Raw genomic sequence first — 22,741 nt, forward strand, 5'->3', positions numbered from 1 at the left:
ACCCGGGATTTTGTGTGTCAGAATCGCTACATTAAGCCCGGAAATCTGGGATAATGTAGCGATTTTGAAGCAGTATTTCTTCTGAATGGGTGCCTCATGTTGAAGCCATCTGACGACCCTACTGCGACCGAGGACTGGAAGGGCCTCAGAGAGCTTGATCGAGCCATCGCAGAAGATCGTCTAACTGCCTACACGTGGAAGAAAACCTGGGCTGACCCTTGGGGGCGCATCAAGCTGATCGCCATCTTCGTCGGCCTCACTGCTTTTGCGGCATTCGTTGTCATCAACGATCTGATCCTCTGATCCTACCATTCTTTGACCTCGTCCGCGGCCTCCTCGCTTGCGCCCTTAGCTCCACGGGTGACAGCATCGAGGTTGCCTCTCGACTGATCGATCATCCCGCGGCCCCGCGCCTGTGCCGCGCGCACCTCTTGCCTGATCCCCGATGGATCGGGGGCAGCGCCAAGATTTCCTGATCCACCGCCTCCACTCGGTCCTCGGGCGCGGACGTCGCCTTGGCTCGCAACAGTGGGGCGGCTAACCGGCGCGAACTCAGGCAGCGTCAGCTCTCCTTCGATCTCATCGTGAAGTCGGTCAGCGTAGCTCTCCACAAACCGGGCCTGGAGCTGCTGTCCCTGCGCGCTCATCTGGAAATTGATGTCGTCGAACCGGACCGGGCCATAATAATCTCGGTTCGCCTCGATCTCTGCCATGCCCCATTCGCGGTAGGCCTGACTGAGGTTGAGCGAACCGGCAGCGTTGGCGCCTTCATACCAGGAGGCTTGGTTCTCGAGGCGGCTTGCTAGCTCTTCAGCGCGCCGTGCCTCGACCGAGTAGGTCTGCGCTTCGGTCAAAGAGCGGCTAAGGCCCGCCGCGCTGGTCGAAACCTGGGAGCTCGAGCTCGAGCTCGTCTGGCGCAGAAAGCCCTCACGCGTGCTGGACCAGTTCCGGGTGTCCGAAAGTTGCTCCAATGTCCCGGTAATCCGATTGCGGTCTTCGGAGGCAATGCCGACGTCACTGTCCGTCCAGCTTTGATTTCGCCCACCTTTGGCACCGATCGAGGCGCTGCCTACTCCCTTGTCTCCTCCCAAACTAAGCGAACCTTCACCGTTCAAGAACCACGAAACGGTAATGTCGTCAGCCGCACGACGCGATAGGCCGAACTGGCGCTGCAGGGTGGTGGAGGCGTTGTCGACCTCGCTGAAGGCGGTGCCGATGCTGTCGTTGCTGCCAGTGCCGCTGACCGTCTCCGAGGATCGGCCCTGGCTGTAGGCATTGCGGATCTCGTTGAACCGGGTGACAGCCGAGCTGGTCGATTGCTGGGCAAGGTTCGAATAGGTCTCGCTCTGACCGCGGCTCTGGCTTGCCATGGTCGATAGCCTGCTCGTGAAATCCTGCCCCAGCGTGGGTGTAAACGGGTACTGCGAACTTGGCACCGTCGCGAATTCCGCCCCGCTGAAGCTCGTCGTCTGGGTACCCACATCACTAAATCCGCGGGTCTGTGGAGCACCGTAGGAAATGCTCGGATTGAGCGCGCCTTGCGCAAACTGGCGGGAGAACACTGTCGAATTGTCGAGGTTGCTGTTGCCGAGCGAGACATTGCCGGTGCTGGCCTCTCGGGCCGCTTCCTCTGCCGCATTCTGCGACGGGTTGAGGTAGGAGGTCGCCTGTCCAGAGATCGCAAGCGCGCCCTTGGCGATACCGCCAGCAAGGAACGGAACCGAAGCGACGAGATAGCCAGCCAAAAGCCCGATATCGCGGTTCACGTCGGTCATGCCCGCAAAGGTCGCAAGCGACAGGCCCGTTCCGCTCCCAGCTGCCGCCACATCGCTCGCGCCCTTGAACATCAAGATCATGTGCAGGATCACGAAGAGCGGGCCCCAGGCCGCCAGGTAGAAGAACCCGGTCACATAGCCGCGCAGCGCAATCGGCCCGGTCTTGGGCATCAGGAAAAGCGGAAAGATCACCGGGAACATCGCGTAGAACACGACCGTCAGCACGACGTTGAGGATGGGGACCCACTTCATCGCGTTCTCGGCGATCGAGGCATAGGTCCGCTCGGTCTGAATGTCGGCACGGGTCTGGGCGAAGACATCGACGCTCGAGGTCCCGCTCGCGCCCGCAAACCCGTGCATCGCCTGATTCATCGCGTTGATCGTCAGGACCTGGCGGAAGATGTCGCTCGCGTTCTTCGAGACCCCCGAGAGATATTGGTAGGCCACCGGCAGATCAGCGAGCAGCTTGGTCTTGGCGAGCGCCGCCGTCTGGCGCGGATAGAGTTGCCGACCGGCGCTGAGCGCCATGGAATCGACCAGCCCCGCCCATTGGTTCGAAAGGCTGGTGTAGGCATCGCGGCAAGTCACGATCGACGCCGTTACGCTGTCATCGGCCTGCCGGGTCACAAACTTCTGCGCCCGCGCCGCGCTACCAGGGGCGATTGTCGTCCAGATATCATCGCTCTCTGCCAGCTGCTTCATCGAATAGCGGCCGAGCAGCAGATCATAGAACACGCATTGCCGGATGTGCTCGTCGAGATTGGCCGCAAACTCGGGGTCCGAGATGCGCAAGGAGCGCGTCGCTTCGATGAGCCGCGCGCCGTAGATCATGCCGTTCTTCGAGTAGTTGAGGTCGTCCGGCAGGCCGAAGACCAGCTCGGCCGAGCGCGTAAGATAATCGCCGACCTGGCTCGTGAAGCTGGCCATGAGCGCGAGACCCAAGGGCACGTTCGCGACGTTCGCCGGCGCAAGGCTCGGGTTGACCCGGTCGGTCACATGGACGTCCATGCGCGGCACCATCAGGCACATGTAGATGAGCGTCGCACCAAGGAACCAGTTGAGCCAGGCCCGCCAGTCCTGGTTGAAGGCGAGTACGATGACCGCAAGCGCCAGGCCCATGACCATGGTCACCTGGATCAGGCTTTTGTAGCCGCCGGCACCAGTCCAGCTGGCGACGGCATTCAGGACATTGACGATGTACTCGCCGCCGCCGACCGTGAAGATCTCGATCATGGATTGTCTCGCCTTTAAGGGACGATGGAACGGGACTGGAGCGCGCGCGACCAGTCGAGCGATGCCGCCATCGAGGGCGACATCGAGGCTGCCAGCATGTTCTCGATCATCGCTGTCTTTTCGATGATCTGCATGATGGCCGAGACCTTGGCTTGGCCCGTTGCCTGGCGCTGCGCGAGGCTTGAGCGGACGTCCGCGACCTGCGAACGCCAGATGGCGAGCTTGGCTTCGTCGGCTGCGATGAAGCTCGCCATCGAGCGGCCGGCCTCGGACACGATCCGGTCGAGCACCGCGTAGAGCAGATCGATGCTGGTGATCTCGGCGAGCGTGTCGCGGTCATCGGTCGCCATGCCCCGGCCATAGGCGGCCTGGACCGTCAGAATCTTGTAGAGCGGGACCGAGGCAACCTGGAGCAGTTCCTTCTCGGCATCGCCGATCGCCGTATCCGTGCGGATCGCAGCCACCATGCTGCCGATGAGCGCGGCCACCCTGGGTCGGATGGCCTTGGCTGAACTGAGGCTCATGTCCCGAAACGTGGGATTGAGGCACTGGTCCGGCTCGTCGCAGGCAAAGACCCTGACCGTCTGGCCCTGCGTGCCATCGAGCAGCGCGGTCACCAGCGTTGAGGAGGCATCGCCAGCAAAGGGCACGAACTTGCCCGGCTCGTCGTCCTTCGGCGGCACGTAGATCACCGTGCCGATCAGCGTCATCGCATATTCGGCAAGATCGCGGTCGAACGTGCCATTGGGCGAGAAGAAGGCCGACTTCTTGAGGACGTGCCAGGTGTAGTTGCGCGGCACAGCCGGGTTCACATCGGCATAGTTTGCCCCGGCCCCGGAGTTGGTCGAGCTCCTTTGACCGCGCGTCCCGCAGCCATGCTTGGCCGCCGCATAGTCTGTGAAGATGCCCTCGCTGTTACCAATTGCCTCGCAGATCGCCTTGTCGGCAAGGTCACCCTTGGGCCAGATCCCGCCGACCAGCCCTTGGGCCATTTCGCAGCTGTTGATCGACAGGTTGTTCATGAGCTGCGCCTTCTGCGCAAACTCCTGCATGATCTTCGAGCACTCGGGGCAGACCGTGTCGATCGCCAGGCTGAAGGCAAAGCCAACAGCATTGTTGGCGACTGCCTTCAGCAGCGCGACGATTTCGCTCGCGTTGATGAAGCTGAAGCTGCCGGCAAAAATGTCGATGCCGCCGCAGCCTGCCCGGGCCCGGGGCAGCTGGAGATTGGCGATGTTGGTCGTCTTTTGCGGGAAGCGCGTCCAGACATTGCCGAGGCTATAGTAGCCCGCCGACTGGCCCTGGAAGGCGCTCGGACCGGTGACATTCGCGGCTCCGCCCATGTCGTTCATGAAACGGTCCATGCTGTCGCCGACATTGGCCTGGAGCGGAGTTACAACGAGGCTCGTGGCGGCAAGAGCAAGCGCCGCCGTGCGCAGCTTAGAAATCATGGCCGGCTTCCTTCGAGGTCAGGAGAAAGATGCGGTCCTGCAGTTCATCGGCCGACAGGACGCCGTATCCGATCGGGATCGCGCGCGCCGCTTCGCTGTCCCACAGGACCAGGGCCGGCGTGATCTTGGGCTCAAGGCCCATGCGCGGGCGCTGCCCGCTCTCGACCGTGTAATTCGGGAAATGACGCGACGGCCCGCCGTCGGTCGAGATCGCTCTCACCGTGAGCTGCCACCGATCGGCGACCGCCTTGACGATCGGGCTCATCACCTCGCAGGCCCCACAGGTCTGGGCGAAGAAGTAGAACAGCCCGTAGCGATCGCCGAGATGCGCCATCACGCTATCGCGCTCGGCAGTCCGAGCATCCTGCCATTGCCGCTTGGCCACCGCTCCAACCGGGCGCTCGAGCGTGTAGTCGAGCCCCGGATCCTGCCAGATCGCCCGCTGCCAGACATCCGAGAACAACGAAGCCCGATCGAGTTGCTCGCGTTGGAAGCGGATATAGGCAGTCACGTTCTCAGGTGTAGGCTCGATGATCGCCCGAGCCTTGAGCTCACGCAGCGTCGCGGTGATCGCATCGAGGGCGGCCGTGGCGGTCGGTGCCTGGGACTTCGGCTCGGCGGTCTGCGACGGCGCGGGTTTCGGCCGCACGCAGTAGAACCAGTAGCCGAGCCGCCGCTCGCCGCAGTAGAAGGCGTCACCGGCCTCAGTGGCGGCAGCGCCGGGGAGCGTGGCCGCGTCCTGGGCAGCGCTCGGGACTGCTTGACCAAGCATGGCGGCCAGCATGATGGCCGTGCGGGTGCGACGGGCGCTCATTGGCTGCTCCTTTCGTAATAGTCGCGGATTTTCTGCTGGATGAGCTCGGAGGTCTGGAGCTCGTCGGGGAGCCGCGCCGCATCGGTGAACTCGGCATAGACCTCGGAGAAATCCATGCGGCTGAGATCAAGCCGGGCGAACTCGTCGAGGGTGAAGCCAAGACACTGCTCGGTCTTGGGCTTGCCCCAGGGCTTGGGAAGCTGCGCGCGGCCCTGTTCCTGCAGGATGCGGGTCAGCTTGGACTCAAAGCAGCAGTAGACCTTCTTCTTGGTCAGGCAGACGCCGAGGAAGCTCGAAGAGCAATAGGTCCCGACATAGGCGCAAAGCCCTTGCGCATCGCGCTGGTGGAGCAGGACCTCCTCCCGGCTGCAGCCCAGCATGACCAGGAACTGGATGCCAGGGATCAGCGGGAAGCCTTTGCCCTTGCAGCAGTTGAGCACCCCGAAGACCTTGGACGAGCAGGTCTCGCGCTCACCCTTGAAGAGGGTCATGGTCGCAGGGTCGAACTCGCGCCGCGCCTGGTCCATCGCGTTCAGGGCCACGACCGCATCCTTGAATTCGTCGTTGGCCTCGCGGGTGATCGTCTCGCACGAGCCGTCGATGCAGTAGACGTCGCCGTCGCAGACATATTGCTGGCCTGCGTTCTCGCCTGGAGGCACCGGGCACTCATAGACCCGCTCAGCCGTCGAGCAGGGGCTGTCGCCCGTCAGGCAATCCTCGCGCACGAAGCGGCAGCTGCCGTTTGCCTCCAGTTCGCCGCAGTCATTGCCGGGCATCTTGGCCGAGCAGGTATAGCTGCGCTGCCAGGCCCAGCATGGCTGGGTAACCGCGACGCCATCGACGATCCGGGTGACGGGGTCGCTATCGGTGCAGACTTCGGTGTCGAGTGTGCAGTTGGCATCGCCAGCCAGCGCGGAGCACTGGCTCTCGTTTCGTTCGGCGGTGACCACGGTTTCGGTGGTGGTCGTGTAAGGCGTGGCCCCTTCGACTGGCGCGGTGCAGCTCACGAGGTCGACGCGCAGGTCACCCGAGTTGCAGCCCCAGTAGATCCCGAAATAGGGATCGCAGAGGTTAATCGGCCAGGACTGCGTCACCGTGCACTGCGGCGCTGGATAGTGGTTGCAGGCATAAATCCCGGTCGGATCGACCCCGCTTCCCGCAACGCAGTAGTAGCCATAGACTTGGCGCGGCTCGGCGCGCACATCGAGGGGCACTTGGCACGTCGCCGTCTTCTGCTCGGCCGTATAGCCGGTGTTGCAAGTCGCCATGTAGGTGCCGACCGAGCCAGTTCCAGGCGGAAGCGGGACGCAATTGCCCTTCGAGCCGGAGACCGACATGCCGCTCGTGTAATCGAGCGGGGTCTCGCTGATTTCGCCCGAGCGGGCGAGAATGCTCTTGATCTCCTGGGGTGAAAACCGGGCGCGGTTATCCATGCTGTCCTCGATCGTCCGGATCGCGGTGTTGCCGGTTGCCGCGCTACGGGCGGCGCCCTCGATCCGATCGGGATGGTCGGCCAGGTCCTCAAGGCCTTGCGTGGCGGCAGGATTGAATCCGGGAACGCGCGAAGCATCTGGCGCCGTGGTAGCCGCGCCCTTGGCGCGATCGATTACGCTGTTGCCGAACGCTTTGCCGTCGGCTTTTGCATCGGCAGTCGTCTGAGCGGAGGCCGCCTGGGCCGTTCCTGCCAGAAGCAGCAGGGCGCCAAGTATCGAGCGAAGCCATGTCATGGGCGCTGCTCCTGTTCGAGGCGAGTAAGGTGCAGCCGGGCCAGCTGGGCGCCTGGGCCGTTGCCATCGCGGAAGGTCTCGAGGACCTGGCTCACCGTCACATTGCCGGTGAGCCGGTCATGCGGCGGAGGCGCGTCGCGGCAGTCAAAGCCATCACACGGCGCAAAGTCGCTGCCGACCATCACGAAGCTGGGGGCGGCCTCGATGCCGAAAGCCCGGAACAGGCGAGGATCGATCCCGAGCGCATGGGGGGCATCATCGCCCTGCCAGATCGCCGCCAGCGTTGCCTTGAACTTTGCAGAGTCCCCGGCCGGGAAGCCGCGCAGCACAGTCACGCCGCCTGCGCGCCCCATGTCCCGAACCAGCGCTTTGAGCGCCTCGGGCGGCATCGACAGGCTCGCAAAGGCTATGAAGCGCGGGCTTTGGGAGAGCGGCGCCTTCTCTGCCTCGGCGCGCTCGCGCACCATCGCGTCGAAGTCGAAGACCTCTGGACCTTTGGCCGACGCCGGGACAGTCTCGGCAAACCGCGTGGCCGCGGCCTGTGCGGCATTCTGGCTCTGCAATGCCTCGTCATGCACGACCTCCGCCCGGGTGCGGACCGTGGTTGCCAGCGCCTCGGCATCCTTAGCATGCTCAGCCGAGCGGGCACGGATGGCTTCGAGGTCGATACCTTCGGGCGCGCTTTGGGCCAGCGCCAGGCCTGCGAGAGAAATGCCCGCAGCGAGCGGGATCAGGAGAAGTTTCCGGTTCATAGCGCGCAGCAGTTCCGCTTGCGCCAGACGAGGTATCCCATGTCTTCACCGATCGCGGGGACGACCTGTCCAGCTGATTGAAAGGTGGTGGCGGCGCCAATCGGCGGGCACGCGTAGCGCCCCTTGGTCGCCGGGTTCGGGTTGGTGGCCTGGAACCGGTATTGCTGCTTGCGCATCACCGGCATCAGGTACTTGCCGCAAAGCCCTTTGCCGCCCATCGTGCCCCAGGCAACGAGTTCGCGGTGCAGCTTGTAGGCAAAGCGCGAGAGCACGAGCCGCGAAGCCTGGACATGGCCGATCGACGCCGAGACGTTGCCGTTCATCGGGTACATCGAGCCCTGGCAGCCAGCGCACCAGAACATCTCGTCGACCGGCAAATTGACCGTGGCTGAGACGCAGTCGGCCGCGCAGGCAGCTAGTGCCAGCGGGTTCGCAAAAAGCACCGCCTCAGGGTTGATGATCGCGGTAAGCTCGCTGTCCTGCCAGAGCGGATCGATCTCGGAAATGTAGAGGATATCGATCGAGCCGGACTCAAGGCACAGGAAATCAGCGATGATCTCCATCCAGTAGATCAAGGGGTAAGCGTACCAATGAACGTGCCAGCTCGAATAGTTCTGGCTGGCCCCGCCCACGGCCGAGGGCCCCTTGATCGAGCGGAAGCCGATGTCGAACCCAGGATCGAGCTTCATCCCGCCCAGATTGACGAAGCACCATGGCTTCATGCTGACGTCGGCAAGCCGGACCGGCTCCCAGAAGCCCATGGCTATCCCTGGCCGCAGGCCGCACAAACAGAGCGGCAGATCGGGGTTGTCAGGATCGGGCCGGTTCGAAGGCCAGATCTTGAGACCCCCGACCGAGATCGGAAACAGGCACGACCAACAGATATCCGTGATCGGGTTGACGAAGCTGCCGGTGCAGCGACCGGGCCCGGCATCGGCGCTGACCGGACTGGCCAACGCCAGCCCCAGGCCTGCGAGCAGGGTCGCGACGAGGCGACGAAGCGATTTCATGGGCGTGCTCCTTGTCGGGAAGCCAAGGCGACCTCGCTGACCTCGAGCACCCGGCCATTCTGGCGCACGCGAGCCGGCAGCGCCCTGATCCCGAAATGCGCGATCAACTTGCCACCCTGGTCGAAGTAAAAGCGCCGCTGCCGCGCCTTCATCAGCTCGAGCGGTGCGCCCTTGGTCAGGATGAGCTTGGCGCCCAGCGAAACCCTGAGCGCCCAGGCGAGCTGGTCAGGATCGTCACCATCGAAAAACAGGAGCTCGCTGCGCAGCGGCACGCTGTCGAGCGGGTTCACCCGGGTCCCGCGGGCATGGATGAGCTCGCCCTTGGCGCCCCGGATATCGGTCTCGAGTGTGATCGTCGGATCAAAGCTCCAGCGGCGAGCGGCGCTCGCCCGGACGAGGCCCGCGACCGGCTCGGGCCGGTTGACGCGCGCCGTCGTGCGCCGCCTCAGCTCTTGGTTGAGCCGCTTGGTCTCACCTGATTTTTCCATGGCAGTGAGCCGCGTGTGGATCTGTTCCAGGAGATCGCGTTCGATCACCGGGAACACGGCACCTTGCTGGCCATAGTCCCGCGCATCGGCCGGAACGGCGAGGACAAGCGCAAAGGTTACAAGCAGGGCGCGCTTCACAGCACCGCCCTCCCGCTGCCGAGAATTTGCCCGCGGCAGGCAAAGCCCACCTCGGCATAGCGGCTGTCGAACCCGCGCGGATGGTCGCTGCCGACATAGTAGCAGCCGCGCGGGATCACCCCTTCCGGCCCCGGACTGAGCCTGAGCCCAAGCCGGGTCTGTTCGAGACGCGTGCCAACAACCCGGCCATTCACCAGGACTTGGTCGCCCTCATGGCTTACAACATCGCCCGGCAGACCGAGGACGCGCTTGCCGAAGAGGTGCGGCCCTTCGCCGAAATGCCTATCAAGCAGCGGTGAGCTGGGCGGCTCGAAGAAGATCAGACTGCCACGCGCAATCGGCGCCGACTTGTCGAGCCAGAAGGCCCAGTTTGGCAGGCTCGGGCTCGAATTGATCAGGAAGGCATGGTCCTCGCTGAAGGCCGCAAGCGGCGCCCAGGCGAATGGCAAGGCAACAAGTCCCGTCAGGAGCAGCGGACGCCGGGCTCCGCGCAGCAGGTGGGCGATGCGGATCATGGCTTCGGCTCCCGGCCGAGCCGCGCGGCAATGCGCTGCTCCAGCTCAGCGGTCGCGTCGGGCACTTCACCCGCAAGGACCGCCTCGGCCACCAGCACCACGCGGCCATTCTTGCCCATGTCCTGGACCGCCGCTTCGGCCGCCTTGAGATAGGCGAGCGTGCGGGCCTGGCCGACTTCAGGGTCTCGGGCCGCGCGGGCTTCAGCATCGACGAACCGCGCGATGGTCTCAGCCAAGCGCACCGTGACGATCTGTTCACGGGGACGGGCCACTTCGCGGCTGACCCAGGCCCCCCACAGCAGAATGGAAACCGTGAGCAGAACCCCGCCAAGACGGAGCGCGAGCGGGCGATTAAAAGATTGCAATCGGCGAGCGTCAGCCATTGACAGTCTCCTTGGGACTGGCCGGAGCGAGGGCTGTTTCGAGGCGTTTCAGGAAGCGCGGGGTCCGCACCAACACCACGCCCAGCACGGCGGCGATGAAGGCACCCTGCAGGTCCTGGGAGAAAGCGATCCGGCGGATCGCGTCCGCCTCGCGGTAGTGATCGGCAAGGTTGCCGAGCTGGGCGAACAGGAGACCCATGTCCCAGCCCGCGAGGAACAGGAACGCAAACAGCGGGAGGCCCAGGACGATGAGCAGACTCGAGGCCGCAAAGCGCGATGCCTCGATGAGGACAAGGCAGGTGCCCTGCAGGAACGGGATGAACCGCATCGGCGGCGACCACACACCGATGTGGTCGAACGGGGTTTGATGGAAGGCCATCAGCGCTCTCCCGGAGCCAGGCCGGCGACCTTGCGGATCGCCTCGGCGAGCGGCATGCCCCGGGCTTCAAGCGCCTGGATGGCCGCATAGGTATTGGGATCGGACGAGAAGATCGTCGCCGAGAGCGGATCGAGCACGAGGCGGCCGATCGCTTCGGTCTCCGGACCCTTGATGAAGATCTCGGAATATTCCGCACCTGAGCGCTTCAGCGAACGGATCAGCGTCTCGGTCCGGTCGTCCATGTCGAGCCGGGCGCTCTGCCGGAAGTCCGAGATTGTCTCGGCCTTCTGCTGGAGGATCAGCATCCAGTCGCTGTTCTCAAGCGCGGCGCGCGCGCCGTCAGACTTGTAATAATCATTCAGGGACTGGGTCGCGGTTGCGAGCGCGCCCCCGTATTTGCGGGCGGTGCGGGCATAGGTCTCGACGAACTCGCCCATCGAGCCGCCCTTCAACATCGACCAGGCCTCGTCGATCAGCAGCAGCTTGCGGGTGGCTCTCGAGGTCCGCGTCATGGCCTGGCCGGTCATGAACATGATCGCCGAAAGAACGACGCTTCTGAGCTCCTCGCGGCTCGAAAGATCACTCATCTCGAAGACGGTGAAATCATCGTCGAGCGCGAAGCTGGCCTTTCCTGAGAAGAACCCGCCATAGCTGCCGCCCCGGCAATAGGGCGCAATCGCGGTCGCGAGATTGACGCCGAGCTCGCCGCCGCCTTGTTCGAGAGCGCCTGCGATATCGTCGATGCTGCCGCCGCTGCCGAGCGTGTCCCAGACAGTGGTGACCGCGCGGTCGATCAGCCCCCGCTCGGTGTCGCTGGGCTTGTCGTCGTGGCGGGCCATTTGTCCAATGATCGCCTTGATCATGGCAAAGCAGTCGAGGCGGTAATCCTCGTCGGCCTCAGCCCGGGCATCGTCGACCATCGAGAAGGGATTGAGCGAAAAGCCCGCAGCAAGCGTGAACTCGACGAAGCGCCCGCCCTGCAACTTGACCGAGTGCTCGAACGAGCGGCCATCGTCGATCACCACGACCTTTGCGCCTGCACCGCGCAGAGCCGCACAGAGCTCCTGGAGCAGGACCGACTTGCCCGAGCCGGACTTGCCGCAAATCGCGATGTTGTGGTTGCCAGCCCCGTTCTCGAACGGCGACCACCAGAACGGCTGGCCCCGCCGGCCGACAAGCAGGAGGTGGGGAACCGTGCGGCCCAGGTACTCGCCCTGCATTGGCGCAATATTGGCCGCAGTGGTCGAGAGCATGGTGCGCATGCGCTTCAGACGCAGCATGTCGTCCGCCAGCCCGTCGGCGAGGCTCAAGGGGAATGCGGCGACCAAACCCTGGAGCTGAAGGAACCGCTCATCGGTGAGGTCCCAGCCTGCCGCCTTGAAGATCGCCTTGATCACGCGCTCATGGGCATCACCCGAGCCCAGCGGCGAATAGCTGGTCAGCCCATAGAACAGCTTCACCAGCTTCTTTCCGGCCTGGAGCTCGTTCTGGACGTGACGCCACTCGGCCGACTGGTCGGCAAGCTTGGGGAGGAAGCGCGCACTCTTCGTCTGGGACAGGCTCGTCGTGCGCATGAACTTGTAGCCCGCGCGGGCTGAAGCTGCATCCTGGTCGGGATAGACGAGGCACAACATGGTGGCCGTCGGGCAGGGAAACCGCAGCTTGTCGGCAAACATGTCACCGATCAGCCGCGCGCACTCCCACGGCGCCCAGCGCTCGGGAAACGAACGCACGGCAAAGTGGCGTACGTCGAACGTATCGGGGAGGCACACCCCGACATCCGGGTTCCCAGCGCTGTCGCGGCCCATCTCACGAAACCGCTCGGTCCTCAGCACCATGCGGTCGTCCTCGACCTCAAGCTCGATATCGGAGCGGATCGCCTGGACATCGATCTGCTCGAGCGGATTCCAGGTCTGGCGCTCAGGCTCGCGCGCCGTGGTTGGCGAGGTCAGCTCGTCAACGAGGCCGATCAGTGCCGAAGGACGCAGCGGATGCGCATCGAGCCCCAGCGAATGGATGAGACCCAGCAGAGCCTCGCGGCATTCGGCAAGCTCGGCATCGGTGACGTTCGTGTGTTCCGGGACACCGAGCGAGACGATCAGGCGGCTGCTGCGCACATGGAAAGGGGCAAAGGCCGAGCCGCTTTCCCAGACCAGATCGTAGAACCGGGCAAGCCGCTCCCGCGCGATCGCTTCGTAGATGCCGCCTTGTTCATAGCGCGGCGCAAACCACGGGGAGACGATCTGCCCGATCCGCGGGCTCGCGAAATTGAGCACCTGCAGGCAGGCCCCTTGGGGCAGTCCTTCAGAGAAGAACTGACCCAGGATTTCGCCGGTGCGCTCGTCGGCGCCGATCAACGGGGTCACCTCGAGGATGAAACCCTTTGAACGAGCGTTGCGGTAGAGCCCGGCACTCTCGTCGAAGACCCGGTAAGGCAGCCAATCGGACAGCATGTCGAGACCGAAGCGCGCCCGCGGCTTCTCCGCTGACGCCGTATCGGCAAACAGCGCACCCATCAGGGCATCGCGGGCTTTGGCAAGGGAGAGGCTCACGGCACGTTTCCTTCCTGGGGAGCAGGCTCCCCTTGTCCAGCGATTGGTTGGGGGACCCGGGGCGGGAGGGAGGCAGTCCCGGATCCCCCGGCCGGCGCGTGCTGCAAGGGGGCAGTAAGCACGTCCGGCAAGGCGGAGTTGGCGGTGTCGGTGGTGTCAGCGACGGGCGGCGGCGCTTCGCCCTGCGGCTCGCGTGCCGTGGCGACGGCCCGCGCAAGCGCCCGCGCAACCTCGCGGCGGCTTGCCGGATTCTGGAAGTGCGCGCTTGCCGGCTCGGGCAGCGGCACTTCGACCACCCGCGCCGCATGGCTGCGGCCCTGCCCATCGCGATAGGCGGCCAGGACAATCTTAAGGCTGCCCGAAGTCGGAGCGGCGTCCCCCGGACGCTGCGCTAGGAGATCGTCGGCCTTTTCACCGACAGTCTCGGTCGCCCGGCCATCGATCACCGAGGTCGGCGCGCAGTCGCCCTCCGGTGCCCGGCAGGAGAAGTTGCCCTTGACGTTGCCGCCGAGCACCGCGCAGCCGCTGGTCGCCAGCAGAAGGCCGAGCAGCGCCGCGGAGCGAGGCACATGGCTGAAGCTACGCATCAGCGGCCTCCCTTGTTCGAAGCGAGACCAAGAAATTTGCGGATTTCAGCAGCCGGGCGATAACCCTGCAGCACGGCGCCATCGCTGGCGCGCACCACGACTGGCGTGCCCGAGAAACCCTGCGCCCGGGCAAACGCCTCATTCGCATCGAGGCCCTTGGCCTTGCAGCCCTTACGCTGCGGCACAGCCTCTCCTGCATAAGCCCGGTGCAGGGCCGCGACTGGATCGGTAGCGCACAGCACCGCTTCAGAAATCTCGCGGCTCTTGGCCCCGAAGATCGAAATCGGCCGCTCCTCGACCCGGACGCCTGCCTTGACCAGTTCGCCGGTCAGGCGCTGGCAGTAACCGCACTGGAAATCCGAAAAAACGACGACCTTGGGAGCATTCGCCGGTCCCCACTGGATCGCGCCTTCCGCCGGCAGACCGGTCAGGTCGACCTTGGTTGCCGTCGGTCGAGCTTCGGGCCCAGTCTCGTGCCGGGCATTGTCTGCGTCCGCGCGTGCGGCCCCTGCCGCCAGGAGATCCGGGTTGAGCTCGAGCAGCCGCGCTGCCGTGACATCGCGTCGCGTCTCCATGTCATAGAGGCGGCCGACCATGAGATATCGGGCAGTCTCATCGACGTAGAACAGCGTGTTTCCCGAGACCACTTCGCACAGCCCGCCAAAGCCTTCACAGGACAGGCCGGTGATCGGCGTCTTGGGCAGGCGGGCCATGAGCGCTGCGCGCACATCGCTCGCCATGCCCTCGGCCCGTGCCGGCTCAGCGGTGACCGCGGCGAGGCCGAGGCTGATCACGGTGAAGGCTGTGGTGACAGCGAGGGCCGCAGTCGCGGCGCGCGCCTTCAGTCCCGGCTGGAATTCCGAGTAATTCATTTCGTATTGCTCCTGACATGAACGCCGTCGAGGAAGACGATCTCGACCTCGATGCCGGTCGGCATCTCGACGACGGGTTGGTATTGTTCGGCGCGTTCGATGAGGTATTTGCTCACCGTGTCGGCAGCTTCGCCCGCGCCCTGGCCAAAGCCGCCCGCGACAATGTCGGTGGGCGAGAGCGCCTGGCGCTTGCCGTCAGCGCCGATCTGGCCCGTGAAGACGCCATTGGCGTTGGCGGAAAAGCCGCGACCAAAGCCGCCGACGATCCCGGCAAGCAGGGCCTGGCCCACGAGGCTGCCCTCGCGGCTGACGACGCGGCCGCGCACGCCCGACTTGCCGGCAAAGCTGATGAAGCCCTTGACCTCGCTCACCGCATAGCGCCCGCCGGGCTGCGCGCAGGTCATGCGGGCAAGCTTTACGTAGACCTTCTCGCTGCTGAGGTCGCCGCGCGCTGCGCCATTGACGAGACAGCCGGTGAGATCGGTCGTCAGCACCTTGCCGCGCCGCATGACCGAACGCGCTGGCCCGGTAATCCTGAGGACCACGGGCAATGGATCGGTCTGGCTGGCAACGCCGGTCGAGGCATCGACGCCAACGATCACGCGCGCCGGCGCATAGCTGTTGGGCGGCAGGTAATCCCGGCTGTCCTGCAAGACGAGAGGCGGGGCTGCATTGTCGGCGGCGGGCTTCTTCGGACCGGCAGCGCCGGTCTCGAAGCTCGTCAGGCTGACCTTGCCCTCTTCCGGCAACGGACCGCTCGCTGCCGTCCGGCCAGCGGCAGGCGCAGCGCCAGTGGCGACGCCAGGACCATAAGCCGGGGGCGGCGGAGCCGCGGCAGCTGAGGCGCGCGCAGCCTGGTCGAGCTGCGCCTTCAAGGCGGCATTCTCGGCCGAGATGGCGTCGATCGCGGTCTGGCCGTCGGTCCGCATCTGGCTGTTCTCGGCCTTGAGCGCGGCGAGCTGCTGCTCGAGCTCGGGCCGCGAAACCTGGCCCTCCTTGAGCGCCTTGATCTCCCGGTCCTGGGCATCGGCCCGGTTGCCGTAGGTCGCGACGAACTCGCGTTCGGACAGGTTGCGATTGACCAGCCCGCCCGTGTCGATGCTCACGGTATCGCCGGAGGCGCCCGCGTGTCTGTCGTCGTCGCCGCTGAACAGGAAGGCTGCCCCGCCGATCAGCGCAATAGCGCCGACGCCTGCGAGCAAGGCCTTCTGCCGCTGCGCGATCTGGTGGTTCAGATTCCGCCTGCCAACCTCACGCCGGCTTTCCGGAGTGGCGCTGGCATCAGCCGTCTCAGGGGTCTGGGGAACCGGATCGGTCGCCGGCTTGTCTGCGCTTGCCATTACTCCAGCCCTCCCTTGCGGAAGACGAGGAAGGCGCTGGTCACCTCGCTGGGGGCGAGGATGTCCCGGCCGTAGGCAAAGGCTATGGCGCCAGCGGGGCCTTCGCGATCCTGACCCAGCTCGAGCGGCACCTTGCCGAGATTGCGCAGGCGAAAGCGCTGACCGGTCAGCTCGGCGCCGGAGTATTCTGCAACCAGCTGGACCTCGATGGTGCCAGTCTTGCGCGGCAACCCGAGTTCGGTCCGTCCGGTAAAGCCCGGAAGCACCGCATCCCCTGCCATGGCCTCGATCAGCCGGATGGCCGCATCGTCAGGGCCGCTGGTCTGCTCCCATTCTTCGGCCTCGCGCACCTTGAGGGCCGGATTGGTGACGAAGACCTGGCTCGCTTCCTGGGAGACCGTCCGACACGCAAACTTGTAGACAAACCCGGCCTTGCTCGTGGCAAAGAAACTCACCCGGTCCGAGGCGAATTGCGGCGGCACCGAGATGTAGATGTCGCCGCGAACCGGCTCATGGGTGATCGTGAAATCGTTATAGGGATAGGCGCTCGCGATCTTCGAGACGTTGGCAAAGCCATCGTCGATGAGCGCAATGCGGGTCAGTTCACCGCGCGAGAGCGTGCAGTCGATCTTGGCATTGTCAGCCGCCTCGACGAACTGGTCGGCACGCGCTGGCGCCGCGCTGAACGCGAGGGCGCAAAGGGCGATGCCCAGCGCTTTCCAGCCCGTATCGATGCGGCGCGTCGCGCCTAGGGAAAGGCAGGCAACACCGGCGCCAAGCGCCGATGAAGCACAGGGTGTGAGAGCGCTCATGGCTGTGTTCAATCCTTCTGGCTGGGGTCGGGCAGCTGCTCGAAGCCGGTGAGCGCGAGGGAGAGGCCCCGCTTGCTCCAGCTCAGCCGGAAGCTGCGATCGTTGCTGGCGATCACCTGCGCGCCGACGAAGGTCTTGAGCGTGCCGGTGACAGTCGAAGTGAGGCCGCCTGGATCGACATCCATTCGGCGGATGACGAAGGCCTGGGAAATGTCGGAGCCGCGCTGCTCCTCGACGATCTTGACGAGCTCGGCCTTGAGCTGCCCATGAGCCGCTGGATCGGCGAGCTTCAGGATCTCGCCCATCCAGTAATCGAGGCCCTGCGGGCTGCGATTGAGCAGCATCAGCGCGGTGTCGCGGGTGACGAGCTCGAGATAGTGGGCGTCGGGTCCCGCGCTGGTGAGCGACAGCCGCTCGCTCGTCACGGGCACGAGGACAACCTCGCGGTCCCGTGTGGCAGCAGCCCCAAGCCCAAGCAGGCTCGCAAGCCCGAGCACCCCGGCTACCACCGCAAGGCGATTGCGCTGGCGCAGGTATTTCTGGGCCTCTTCGTAGGCGAATTCAGCGCGCATGGCGTCCTCCCTCAGCCGGCCAGGAGACGGCAGTGGGAGGGCGGCGTGGCCTTGAGCCCGAGGAAGCCCCCGGGCAGGTACCAGTAGGCAGCATGCACCAGCGCCGAGCCCGCGTTTCCGGATTTCGCCTTCCGCAAGACGAACCAGGCCGCAAAGGCGAGAGCGATCCCGATGAAGATGTGCTGCGCGAGGATCCCCCAGGCAAAGGGGATCAGCAGCCCCGCGAACTCGTCGATGGTCCAGAAGCCGATGAGCTCCGGATCGTCGAGCCGTTGGGGTACGAGGTACTTGTCAGCCATGATGCCGCCCTCCCGCCGTGACCGGATCCGCTGTTCAGATGACCGCGGTCACGACCGAGGTGACGATCGGAACGCCGGTGCCGACGCCGATGCCGACGCCCACGGGAACGGCGACCTGGCCGAGCGAGAAGCGCCCGGAGGCAAGGCCGATGAGGCCGCCTGCAAGGCTGAGGACGGTGATGATCTTGCCGCCCGAGCCTTCGAGGAAATCAGTGAACTTGGTGAGAGCCGGATCGAAGGTGGTGTCAGCGCCGGCATAGGCCGCACCGGCGCCGGCGAGCGCCACGAGAGTGGGCAGGATATAGTCCTTGAGCCGGGTACGGCGGGCAAGCGGAACAGGGGTATTCATGGGCAGGACCTTTCGAAGGTTGGTCAAACAGCAAGCGGCCACGCCGTTCGCTGTCTGTTCTTCGTGATCCCTCGATGTGCCTGTAGGAAATCCAGACCTACGCTCTCGCCACTTCGACCAAGCAAAAAGCGACGGGAAAGACCTGTCGGGCCGACCTTCGCGCCAGCTCGCTCGTCCTGAGCGCGAATTCAGCCGGAAACTGCGCGGACCATGCCGAAATGTGCGGGTACGCGTCGGATTTCTGCGCGAATCACTGAACGCGGGCGATTCGGGGCTTCCTCAATGTTCCGTTTATGTTCTTTTCGTTTTCCTACACCCTTCCTCTTCGCATAGCCGATGAGTCGGTCATTTCAGCCAGAGGAGAAACAGCAATGATCGACATGGGCGTACTTGGTGAAACCCAGACCCGACAGGAGCTCGCAAACCTGCTGCACACCGCCGTTGAACTGAGCGGTCGCAATCGCTGCGAAATCGCGCGCGAGGCCGATATTCATAAGGATGCGCTGCGCCGGACGCTGATGGGGGAGCGCAGCCCCAGTGTAGGAGAAGCGCTTCGGATTCTGGCGTCCTCCGGGATGGCCCCGCACGCCCACATGCTGTTGTTCCTCGGGGCTGGCGGCGATCAGGCGACCCGCTGGCTTCAGACCGACATCGCCAAGTTCTTCGAGGAACTCATCTGCGAATTGCCTGCCGCCCTCGAGCGCGTCCTTGGCAACCAGGTGCATGACGTGAAGCCGCGCTGGGCCAAGGGAACCGCGCACCGGGTGGCACGGCTGCTTGCCGATCATATCGACGAACTTGAGCGTAAGGATGCCCTGCTGGGAGATATCTTTGCCGCTACCGTTGGAGGCCGTCATGACTGAAGGTGCCGTGCCGCCGGCCGCAGAGCCGAAGCGCGTGACACGCCTCATCCGCTTCAAGGAAGTACAGCACCGCGTCGGGCTCGGCCGATCAACGATCTATCGCTGGATGGCCGAAGGGAAGTTTCCGAGGCCGGTCCAACTCGGTGGCTATGCAGTTGCTTGGGCGCAGGAGGACATCGACGCGTGGATCTGCAATAAGGGCCACAACTGATTACAAGGCTCTCCATGTCCCTGACGATATTTGAAGAATTTGTCCCCGTCCTCACCGGCCTGAGCGATGCGGAAATCGAAGATCCGCAAGCAGTTCAAAGATTGAGAATGGCCAGCGAACGCGTCGGCGCGAGGCATGTGGAGATGATCTACGCGCCATTCGATCACATCAACACATCAGCGCGCGTCGTCATTGTCGGCATGACCCCCGGCCGGTTCCAGGCAGCTAATGCGCTGCGCGCCGCGCGGAAGGCCTTGCTGGAAGGGCAAACGGTTGCGGAGGCCGCCGCTGCCGCGAAGACCTTTGCCAGCTTCTCGGGTGAACCCATGCGGACCAATCTCGTCCGCATGCTCGACCTAATCGGTGTCGGACAATGGTTGGGCTTGGCATCAACGGCTTCGCTGTGGTCCGACAAAGGCGACCTCGTGCATTTCACATCGGCGCTGCGGTATCCCGTGTTCGTCGATGGACAGAACTGGTCAGGGCAGCCCGATATGGTCAAGACGCCCGCTTTGCGAGGTTGGCTCGAGGCCTATACTGGCCAAGAGCTTCGTGCGCTGTGCGATGCGGTGATTGTCCCTCTGGGGCCGAAGGTCGCCGCGGCTATGCAAGTTCTTGCGGCCCAGGGACTGGTAGATGGTCGCCGCATATTGGAGGGGCTACCCCATCCCAGTGGGGCGAATGCTGAGCGGATCGCCTTTTTCCTTGGCGACAAAGCCGCCGAACGCTGTTCAACAAAGACCAACACCGCCGCACTTTCGAGGGCAAAGGCGGATCTGACGGCTCGCGTAGCCTCGCTCACAAAGCCCTGAATCTTCGAGGGCAAGGCCTCCAATCGTTCGTCAGGCCCGTGCGAGTTCGGCGTTGGCCTGACGTGTATGGCGGCATTCCGGAAACTGGTTGCAGCCAAAGAATGTCGTGTTGTTCCGCCCTTGGCGCTCGACCATCTGCCCGACATGGCAGCTTGGACACTGATCCAGTTCTTTGCCGTCGACCGTCTCGAAGCGGACGTCCTCCCCGGCAATTTCCCGAAGCTCGCGGATGTATCGCGAGGGCTTGCGGCGATTGCACAGGATGAAGGTCCCTCTGCTGGCGCGGGTCAGTGCCACATAGAAAAGACGGCGCTCCTCGGCGTAGGCATAGGTTTCCGGCCGCGGGATGACGAGGTTGAGAAGCTCGTCATCCTCGATTCGGCTCGGAACGCCGTAGTCGCCTTCGCTGACGTCGAGCAGGATCGTGTAGTCTGCTTCCAGGCCTTTGGACCGATGAAAGGACAGGCCCGTGACCTCGATGTTCGAGAAGTGCGGCATCTGTCCGCCGAACGGATCAAGCAGGTTATAACGCCACAGCACGAGGACCTTCAGCTTCTGCCCTTCGTGCTGGCGCCATTGGGAGGCAATGCTTTCCAGGAAAGTGTCGAGGCGCTCGAGCAGCTGGAAACATGCAGCCGGAAAACTCGGCTTACGCCATTCGACGGTGACAGGGATCACGCGAATTGAACGCGGGATGGCGGCACGCGTCGAGCGAACAGTTTTCGTGATCTGCGCGGGATTGCGCTGAACGAAGCGTGCGGCCGTATCAGCCAGGAGCTGGTTGCATCGGTAGGTTTGCTCGAGGCGTCCTTGCCAGCAGGCTCCAAAGTTGGCCTCGAACTGAGTGAAGATCGTGATATCGGATCCGGCAAAGCGATAAATCGACTGCCAATCGTCTCCGACGGCGAAGACCTTGGTGAATGGCTTTTGGTGCTTGAGCGCCTTGATCAGGTTGGCCCGCGGATCCGAGATGTCCTGGAATTCATCGACGAGAATGAGCGAATAGGGGCTCTGATAACGGCCCGTCTCAACGAGGCGCACCGCGTCGCCGATCATCGAATCGAAATCGATCCGCTTGGCCTCGTCGAGCTTGCGCGAGTAGGCTTGCGTGATCAGCCAGACCGCCCGCGCGAAATATTGGGCGCGAGGCTTGTCATGCAGGGTTTTTGCCCGCTCTAGCAGCATTTCCAAGGTCAGCTGACTGGCCCTGATGTGCTTGATGCAGACGCCGATCAGCTTCTGGTAGTGCGTAATCACCACCGGCTCGATCGCTTTCAGGATTTCCTCGGTGCTCTTCTCGGTCAGCGGGATATCCCGCTTGACCAGTTCGGCCTCGAGCCGCTGCAACAACGTCCCGTCTCGTGCCTGTGCCGAGGTCGTCTCGAAGAAATCCAGTTCTTCGCGTTGGTACCCTGCGCGTTTGCCCTTCATGTGTTCGACGTAATTGTCGAACGGTGAGGAGCCATCCGCGTTGATGGCGAAATGCTCATGGAATGTGTCGGTCAGAGGGTAGTGGAAGTCAGGCTGAACGAACCGCTCGCTTCCGTCCTCCTCCTCGAATGAGATCTGCTTCTCATACTCGAACTCGACCGAGTGGACCCACAGCCAGTTCGCGATCCGTTGCTCCTGAAGCGATCGAACATAAATTTCAGCAAGGGTGCCGATGGTGCTGCCACCTCGGTCGTTTCGATCCGCGATGTAGCGATTGTAGTCCGCTTCGGAGTCAAAGGCCTCAACGGGAATATCGGCTTTGGGCAGGATCGAAAGTAGGTCGATCCAGAGCCGCTTGAACTCGTCGTTCGTATTCATCAGCTCGCGAATGATCTTGTCGATCACGCGGGCTTCACCAGCCGGGTGCTCGACCCAGTTGGCCAGCTGCGGCGGCCGTCCCTCGGTCTCCTCGATTATTCCCCGACCCAAGGCGTGAAAGGTGGTTACCCGGCATTCCAAGGCGTCCTCGTCGATGCCGAGCTGCTTCGCGATCCGCTCCTTCAGCTCGTCGGCCGCACTCTTATTGAAGGCAAGAACGAGAATTTCGCCGGGCTGGTACAATCCTTTCTCCAGGACGTAGGCTACTTTCCCGACCATCGTCGCGGATTTGCCAGAGCCGGCTGACGCCACGAGGAGATTGTTGTCTTCAAGTCGGATGCAAGCCTCTCGCTGCTCCTGCGAGAGCGAGAATCCGCCAAGGTTGGAAAAGAACCCGTCGAACTTTTGCAGCTCGTGAACCACGAAGCTCTCGTTGTAGCGGCTGCGAACAGCCGGATCGGTGAGCATGGCAAACGAAGTGGGGAGATATTCTTTCAGCGAAGCCGGGATCAGATTGGCGTCAAACAGAGGGTGGGCCAGGGCAACCGAGGCGCTGCCGGGAACGCTGGCAATTGCCCGGCTCACATCAGCATGGGCCAGGTACTGCTGGTTGCTGTCCGTTATGGCGCGGATCTTGGTGTCCACCTCACGGAGACGTTCCTTGTCGGAATCGATCAGCTCCGCGAGATGCTGGTTCACGAAAGCCAGCAAATCCTGGCGTAATGTCTGAGCGGACTTGGCAGTCAGGCCTGACAACGCATCGACGCGGCCCTTCGACCGGATTTCGACTGTATGCCATAGCAGCGCCTTGGTCGATGATACGTCTGTGACATCGAGGCATAGGACCTCGTCGTCAGCCTTTAATTTCAGCCGAATGCGGTCCGACGTGGATGCGCTAAGGACCAGCTTCCAGTTTTCCGACAGGAAGATGCGTGCCCACAGGCTGGGCCGATATGTCCGGGATCTTCCAATCATCGCCAAGCTCGCTGCCACAGTAC

23 protein-coding genes are annotated in these 22,741 nt (G+C 63.8%); 4 read left to right on the top strand and 19 right to left on the bottom strand.

Features of this window, described 5'->3' with window-relative positions:
* The first annotated feature begins 96 nt into the window (after positions 1-96).
* The gene (locus tag G9408_RS00950) at positions 97-303 is read left to right on the top strand and encodes a hypothetical protein (RefSeq protein ID WP_168452315.1); all 207 of its coding nucleotides are present in this window, start codon (positions 97-99) and stop codon (positions 301-303) included.
* Positions 304-305: 2 nt separating this feature from the next.
* Here the strand turns inward: G9408_RS00950 and G9408_RS00955 are convergent, their stop codons facing one another.
* From G9408_RS00955 to G9408_RS01040, 18 genes are read right to left on the bottom strand one after another with little or no spacing between them, the layout of a single operon-like run.
* Positions 306-3,008 carry a conjugal transfer protein TraG N-terminal domain-containing protein gene (locus G9408_RS00955; RefSeq protein WP_168452316.1) on the bottom strand — a complete coding sequence of 901 codons (2,703 nt, stop codon included), beginning with the start codon at positions 3,006-3,008 and terminating at the stop codon, positions 306-308.
* A 14-nt stretch (positions 3,009-3,022) separates the two neighbouring features.
* The gene (locus G9408_RS00960; protein WP_168452317.1) at positions 3,023-4,459 is read right to left on the bottom strand and encodes a conjugal transfer protein TraH; all 1,437 of its coding nucleotides are present in this window, start codon (positions 4,457-4,459) and stop codon (positions 3,023-3,025) included.
* Positions 4,449-5,273 carry a conjugal transfer protein TraF gene (locus tag G9408_RS00965; RefSeq protein WP_408021856.1) on the bottom strand — a complete coding sequence of 275 codons (825 nt, stop codon included), beginning with the start codon at positions 5,271-5,273 and terminating at the stop codon, positions 4,449-4,451. Before G9408_RS00965 ends, G9408_RS00960 begins: the two co-directional genes overlap by 11 nt.
* Positions 5,270-7,000 (bottom strand): conjugal transfer protein TraN, encoded by a 1,731-nt coding sequence (locus G9408_RS00970; protein WP_168452318.1) that lies wholly within the window; start codon positions 6,998-7,000, stop codon positions 5,270-5,272. The genes G9408_RS00965 and G9408_RS00970 overlap by 4 nt, the downstream gene beginning before the upstream one ends.
* Complete coding sequence (locus tag G9408_RS00975) at positions 6,997-7,752, bottom strand: type-F conjugative transfer system pilin assembly protein TrbC (RefSeq protein WP_168452319.1); 756 nt, start codon at positions 7,750-7,752, stop codon at positions 6,997-6,999. Before G9408_RS00975 ends, G9408_RS00970 begins: the two co-directional genes overlap by 4 nt.
* Positions 7,749-8,762, bottom strand: coding sequence for a conjugal transfer pilus assembly protein TraU (gene traU / locus G9408_RS00980; protein WP_168452320.1), 1,014 nt, complete (start codon positions 8,760-8,762; stop codon positions 7,749-7,751). The genes G9408_RS00975 and traU overlap by 4 nt, the downstream gene beginning before the upstream one ends.
* The gene (traW, locus tag G9408_RS00985) at positions 8,759-9,388 is read right to left on the bottom strand and encodes a type-F conjugative transfer system protein TraW (RefSeq protein WP_328804346.1); all 630 of its coding nucleotides are present in this window, start codon (positions 9,386-9,388) and stop codon (positions 8,759-8,761) included. Before traW ends, traU begins: the two co-directional genes overlap by 4 nt.
* The gene (locus tag G9408_RS00990; RefSeq protein ID WP_168452321.1) at positions 9,385-9,903 is read right to left on the bottom strand and encodes a S26 family signal peptidase; all 519 of its coding nucleotides are present in this window, start codon (positions 9,901-9,903) and stop codon (positions 9,385-9,387) included. The genes traW and G9408_RS00990 overlap by 4 nt, the downstream gene beginning before the upstream one ends.
* Positions 9,900-10,286, bottom strand: a complete 387-nt coding sequence (locus G9408_RS00995; protein WP_210423152.1) for a TrbI F-type domain-containing protein — start codon at positions 10,284-10,286, stop codon at positions 9,900-9,902. Before G9408_RS00995 ends, G9408_RS00990 begins: the two co-directional genes overlap by 4 nt.
* Positions 10,279-10,665, bottom strand: a complete 387-nt coding sequence (locus tag G9408_RS01000) for a hypothetical protein (protein WP_328804347.1) — start codon at positions 10,663-10,665, stop codon at positions 10,279-10,281. Before G9408_RS01000 ends, G9408_RS00995 begins: the two co-directional genes overlap by 8 nt.
* Complete coding sequence (gene traC / locus G9408_RS01005) at positions 10,665-13,217, bottom strand: type IV secretion system protein TraC (protein WP_168452322.1); 2,553 nt, start codon at positions 13,215-13,217, stop codon at positions 10,665-10,667. Before traC ends, G9408_RS01000 begins: the two co-directional genes overlap by 1 nt.
* Positions 13,214-13,804: a hypothetical protein gene (locus G9408_RS01010; RefSeq protein WP_168452323.1), complete on the bottom strand. Its 591-nt coding sequence runs from the start codon at positions 13,802-13,804 to the stop codon at positions 13,214-13,216. The genes traC and G9408_RS01010 overlap by 4 nt, the downstream gene beginning before the upstream one ends.
* Positions 13,804-14,676, bottom strand: a complete 873-nt coding sequence (locus G9408_RS01015; RefSeq protein ID WP_168452324.1) for a DsbC family protein — start codon at positions 14,674-14,676, stop codon at positions 13,804-13,806. The genes G9408_RS01010 and G9408_RS01015 overlap by 1 nt, the downstream gene beginning before the upstream one ends.
* On the bottom strand, positions 14,673-16,016 hold the full coding sequence (locus tag G9408_RS01020; RefSeq protein ID WP_168452325.1) for a TraB/VirB10 family protein: 1,344 nt from the start codon (positions 16,014-16,016) through the stop codon (positions 14,673-14,675). The genes G9408_RS01015 and G9408_RS01020 overlap by 4 nt, the downstream gene beginning before the upstream one ends.
* Positions 16,016-16,828 carry a type-F conjugative transfer system secretin TraK gene (locus G9408_RS01025; RefSeq protein WP_168452326.1) on the bottom strand — a complete coding sequence of 271 codons (813 nt, stop codon included), beginning with the start codon at positions 16,826-16,828 and terminating at the stop codon, positions 16,016-16,018. The genes G9408_RS01020 and G9408_RS01025 overlap by 1 nt, the downstream gene beginning before the upstream one ends.
* Before the next feature lie 8 nt (positions 16,829-16,836).
* Entirely contained in the window at positions 16,837-17,400 is a 564-nt protein-coding gene (locus G9408_RS01030) for a type IV conjugative transfer system protein TraE (protein WP_168452327.1), read from the bottom strand.
* Positions 17,401-17,411: 11 nt separating this feature from the next.
* Complete coding sequence (gene traL, locus G9408_RS01035) at positions 17,412-17,699, bottom strand: type IV conjugative transfer system protein TraL (RefSeq protein ID WP_019053870.1); 288 nt, start codon at positions 17,697-17,699, stop codon at positions 17,412-17,414.
* 34 nt (positions 17,700-17,733) lie between these two features.
* A complete protein-coding gene (locus G9408_RS01040; protein ID WP_168452328.1) occupies positions 17,734-18,048 on the bottom strand; it encodes a hypothetical protein in 315 nt (104 codons plus the stop codon).
* A gap of 371 nt (positions 18,049-18,419) precedes the next feature.
* On the opposite strand from G9408_RS01040, the gene G9408_RS01045 reads away from it, so the two are divergent.
* The 3 genes from G9408_RS01045 to G9408_RS01055 are packed head-to-tail and all read left to right on the top strand — an operon-like array spanning position 18,420 to position 19,934.
* The gene (locus G9408_RS01045) at positions 18,420-18,911 is read left to right on the top strand and encodes a hypothetical protein (protein ID WP_168452329.1); all 492 of its coding nucleotides are present in this window, start codon (positions 18,420-18,422) and stop codon (positions 18,909-18,911) included.
* The gene (locus G9408_RS01050) at positions 18,904-19,122 is read left to right on the top strand and encodes a helix-turn-helix transcriptional regulator (protein ID WP_168452330.1); all 219 of its coding nucleotides are present in this window, start codon (positions 18,904-18,906) and stop codon (positions 19,120-19,122) included. Before G9408_RS01045 ends, G9408_RS01050 begins: the two co-directional genes overlap by 8 nt.
* Positions 19,123-19,136: 14 nt before the next feature.
* Positions 19,137-19,934, top strand: a complete 798-nt coding sequence (locus G9408_RS01055) for a hypothetical protein (RefSeq protein ID WP_168452331.1) — start codon at positions 19,137-19,139, stop codon at positions 19,932-19,934.
* 30 nt (positions 19,935-19,964) lie between these two features.
* On the opposite strand, the gene G9408_RS01060 is transcribed toward G9408_RS01055, so the two are convergent.
* Positions 19,965-22,718, bottom strand: coding sequence for a UvrD-helicase domain-containing protein (locus tag G9408_RS01060; RefSeq protein WP_168453394.1), 2,754 nt, complete (start codon positions 22,716-22,718; stop codon positions 19,965-19,967).
* Positions 22,719-22,741: the final 23 nt, after the last annotated feature.

This window comes from Sphingopyxis microcysteis, assembly GCF_012274265.1.
Lineage (GTDB): Bacteria > Pseudomonadota > Alphaproteobacteria > Sphingomonadales > Sphingomonadaceae > Sphingopyxis > Sphingopyxis microcysteis.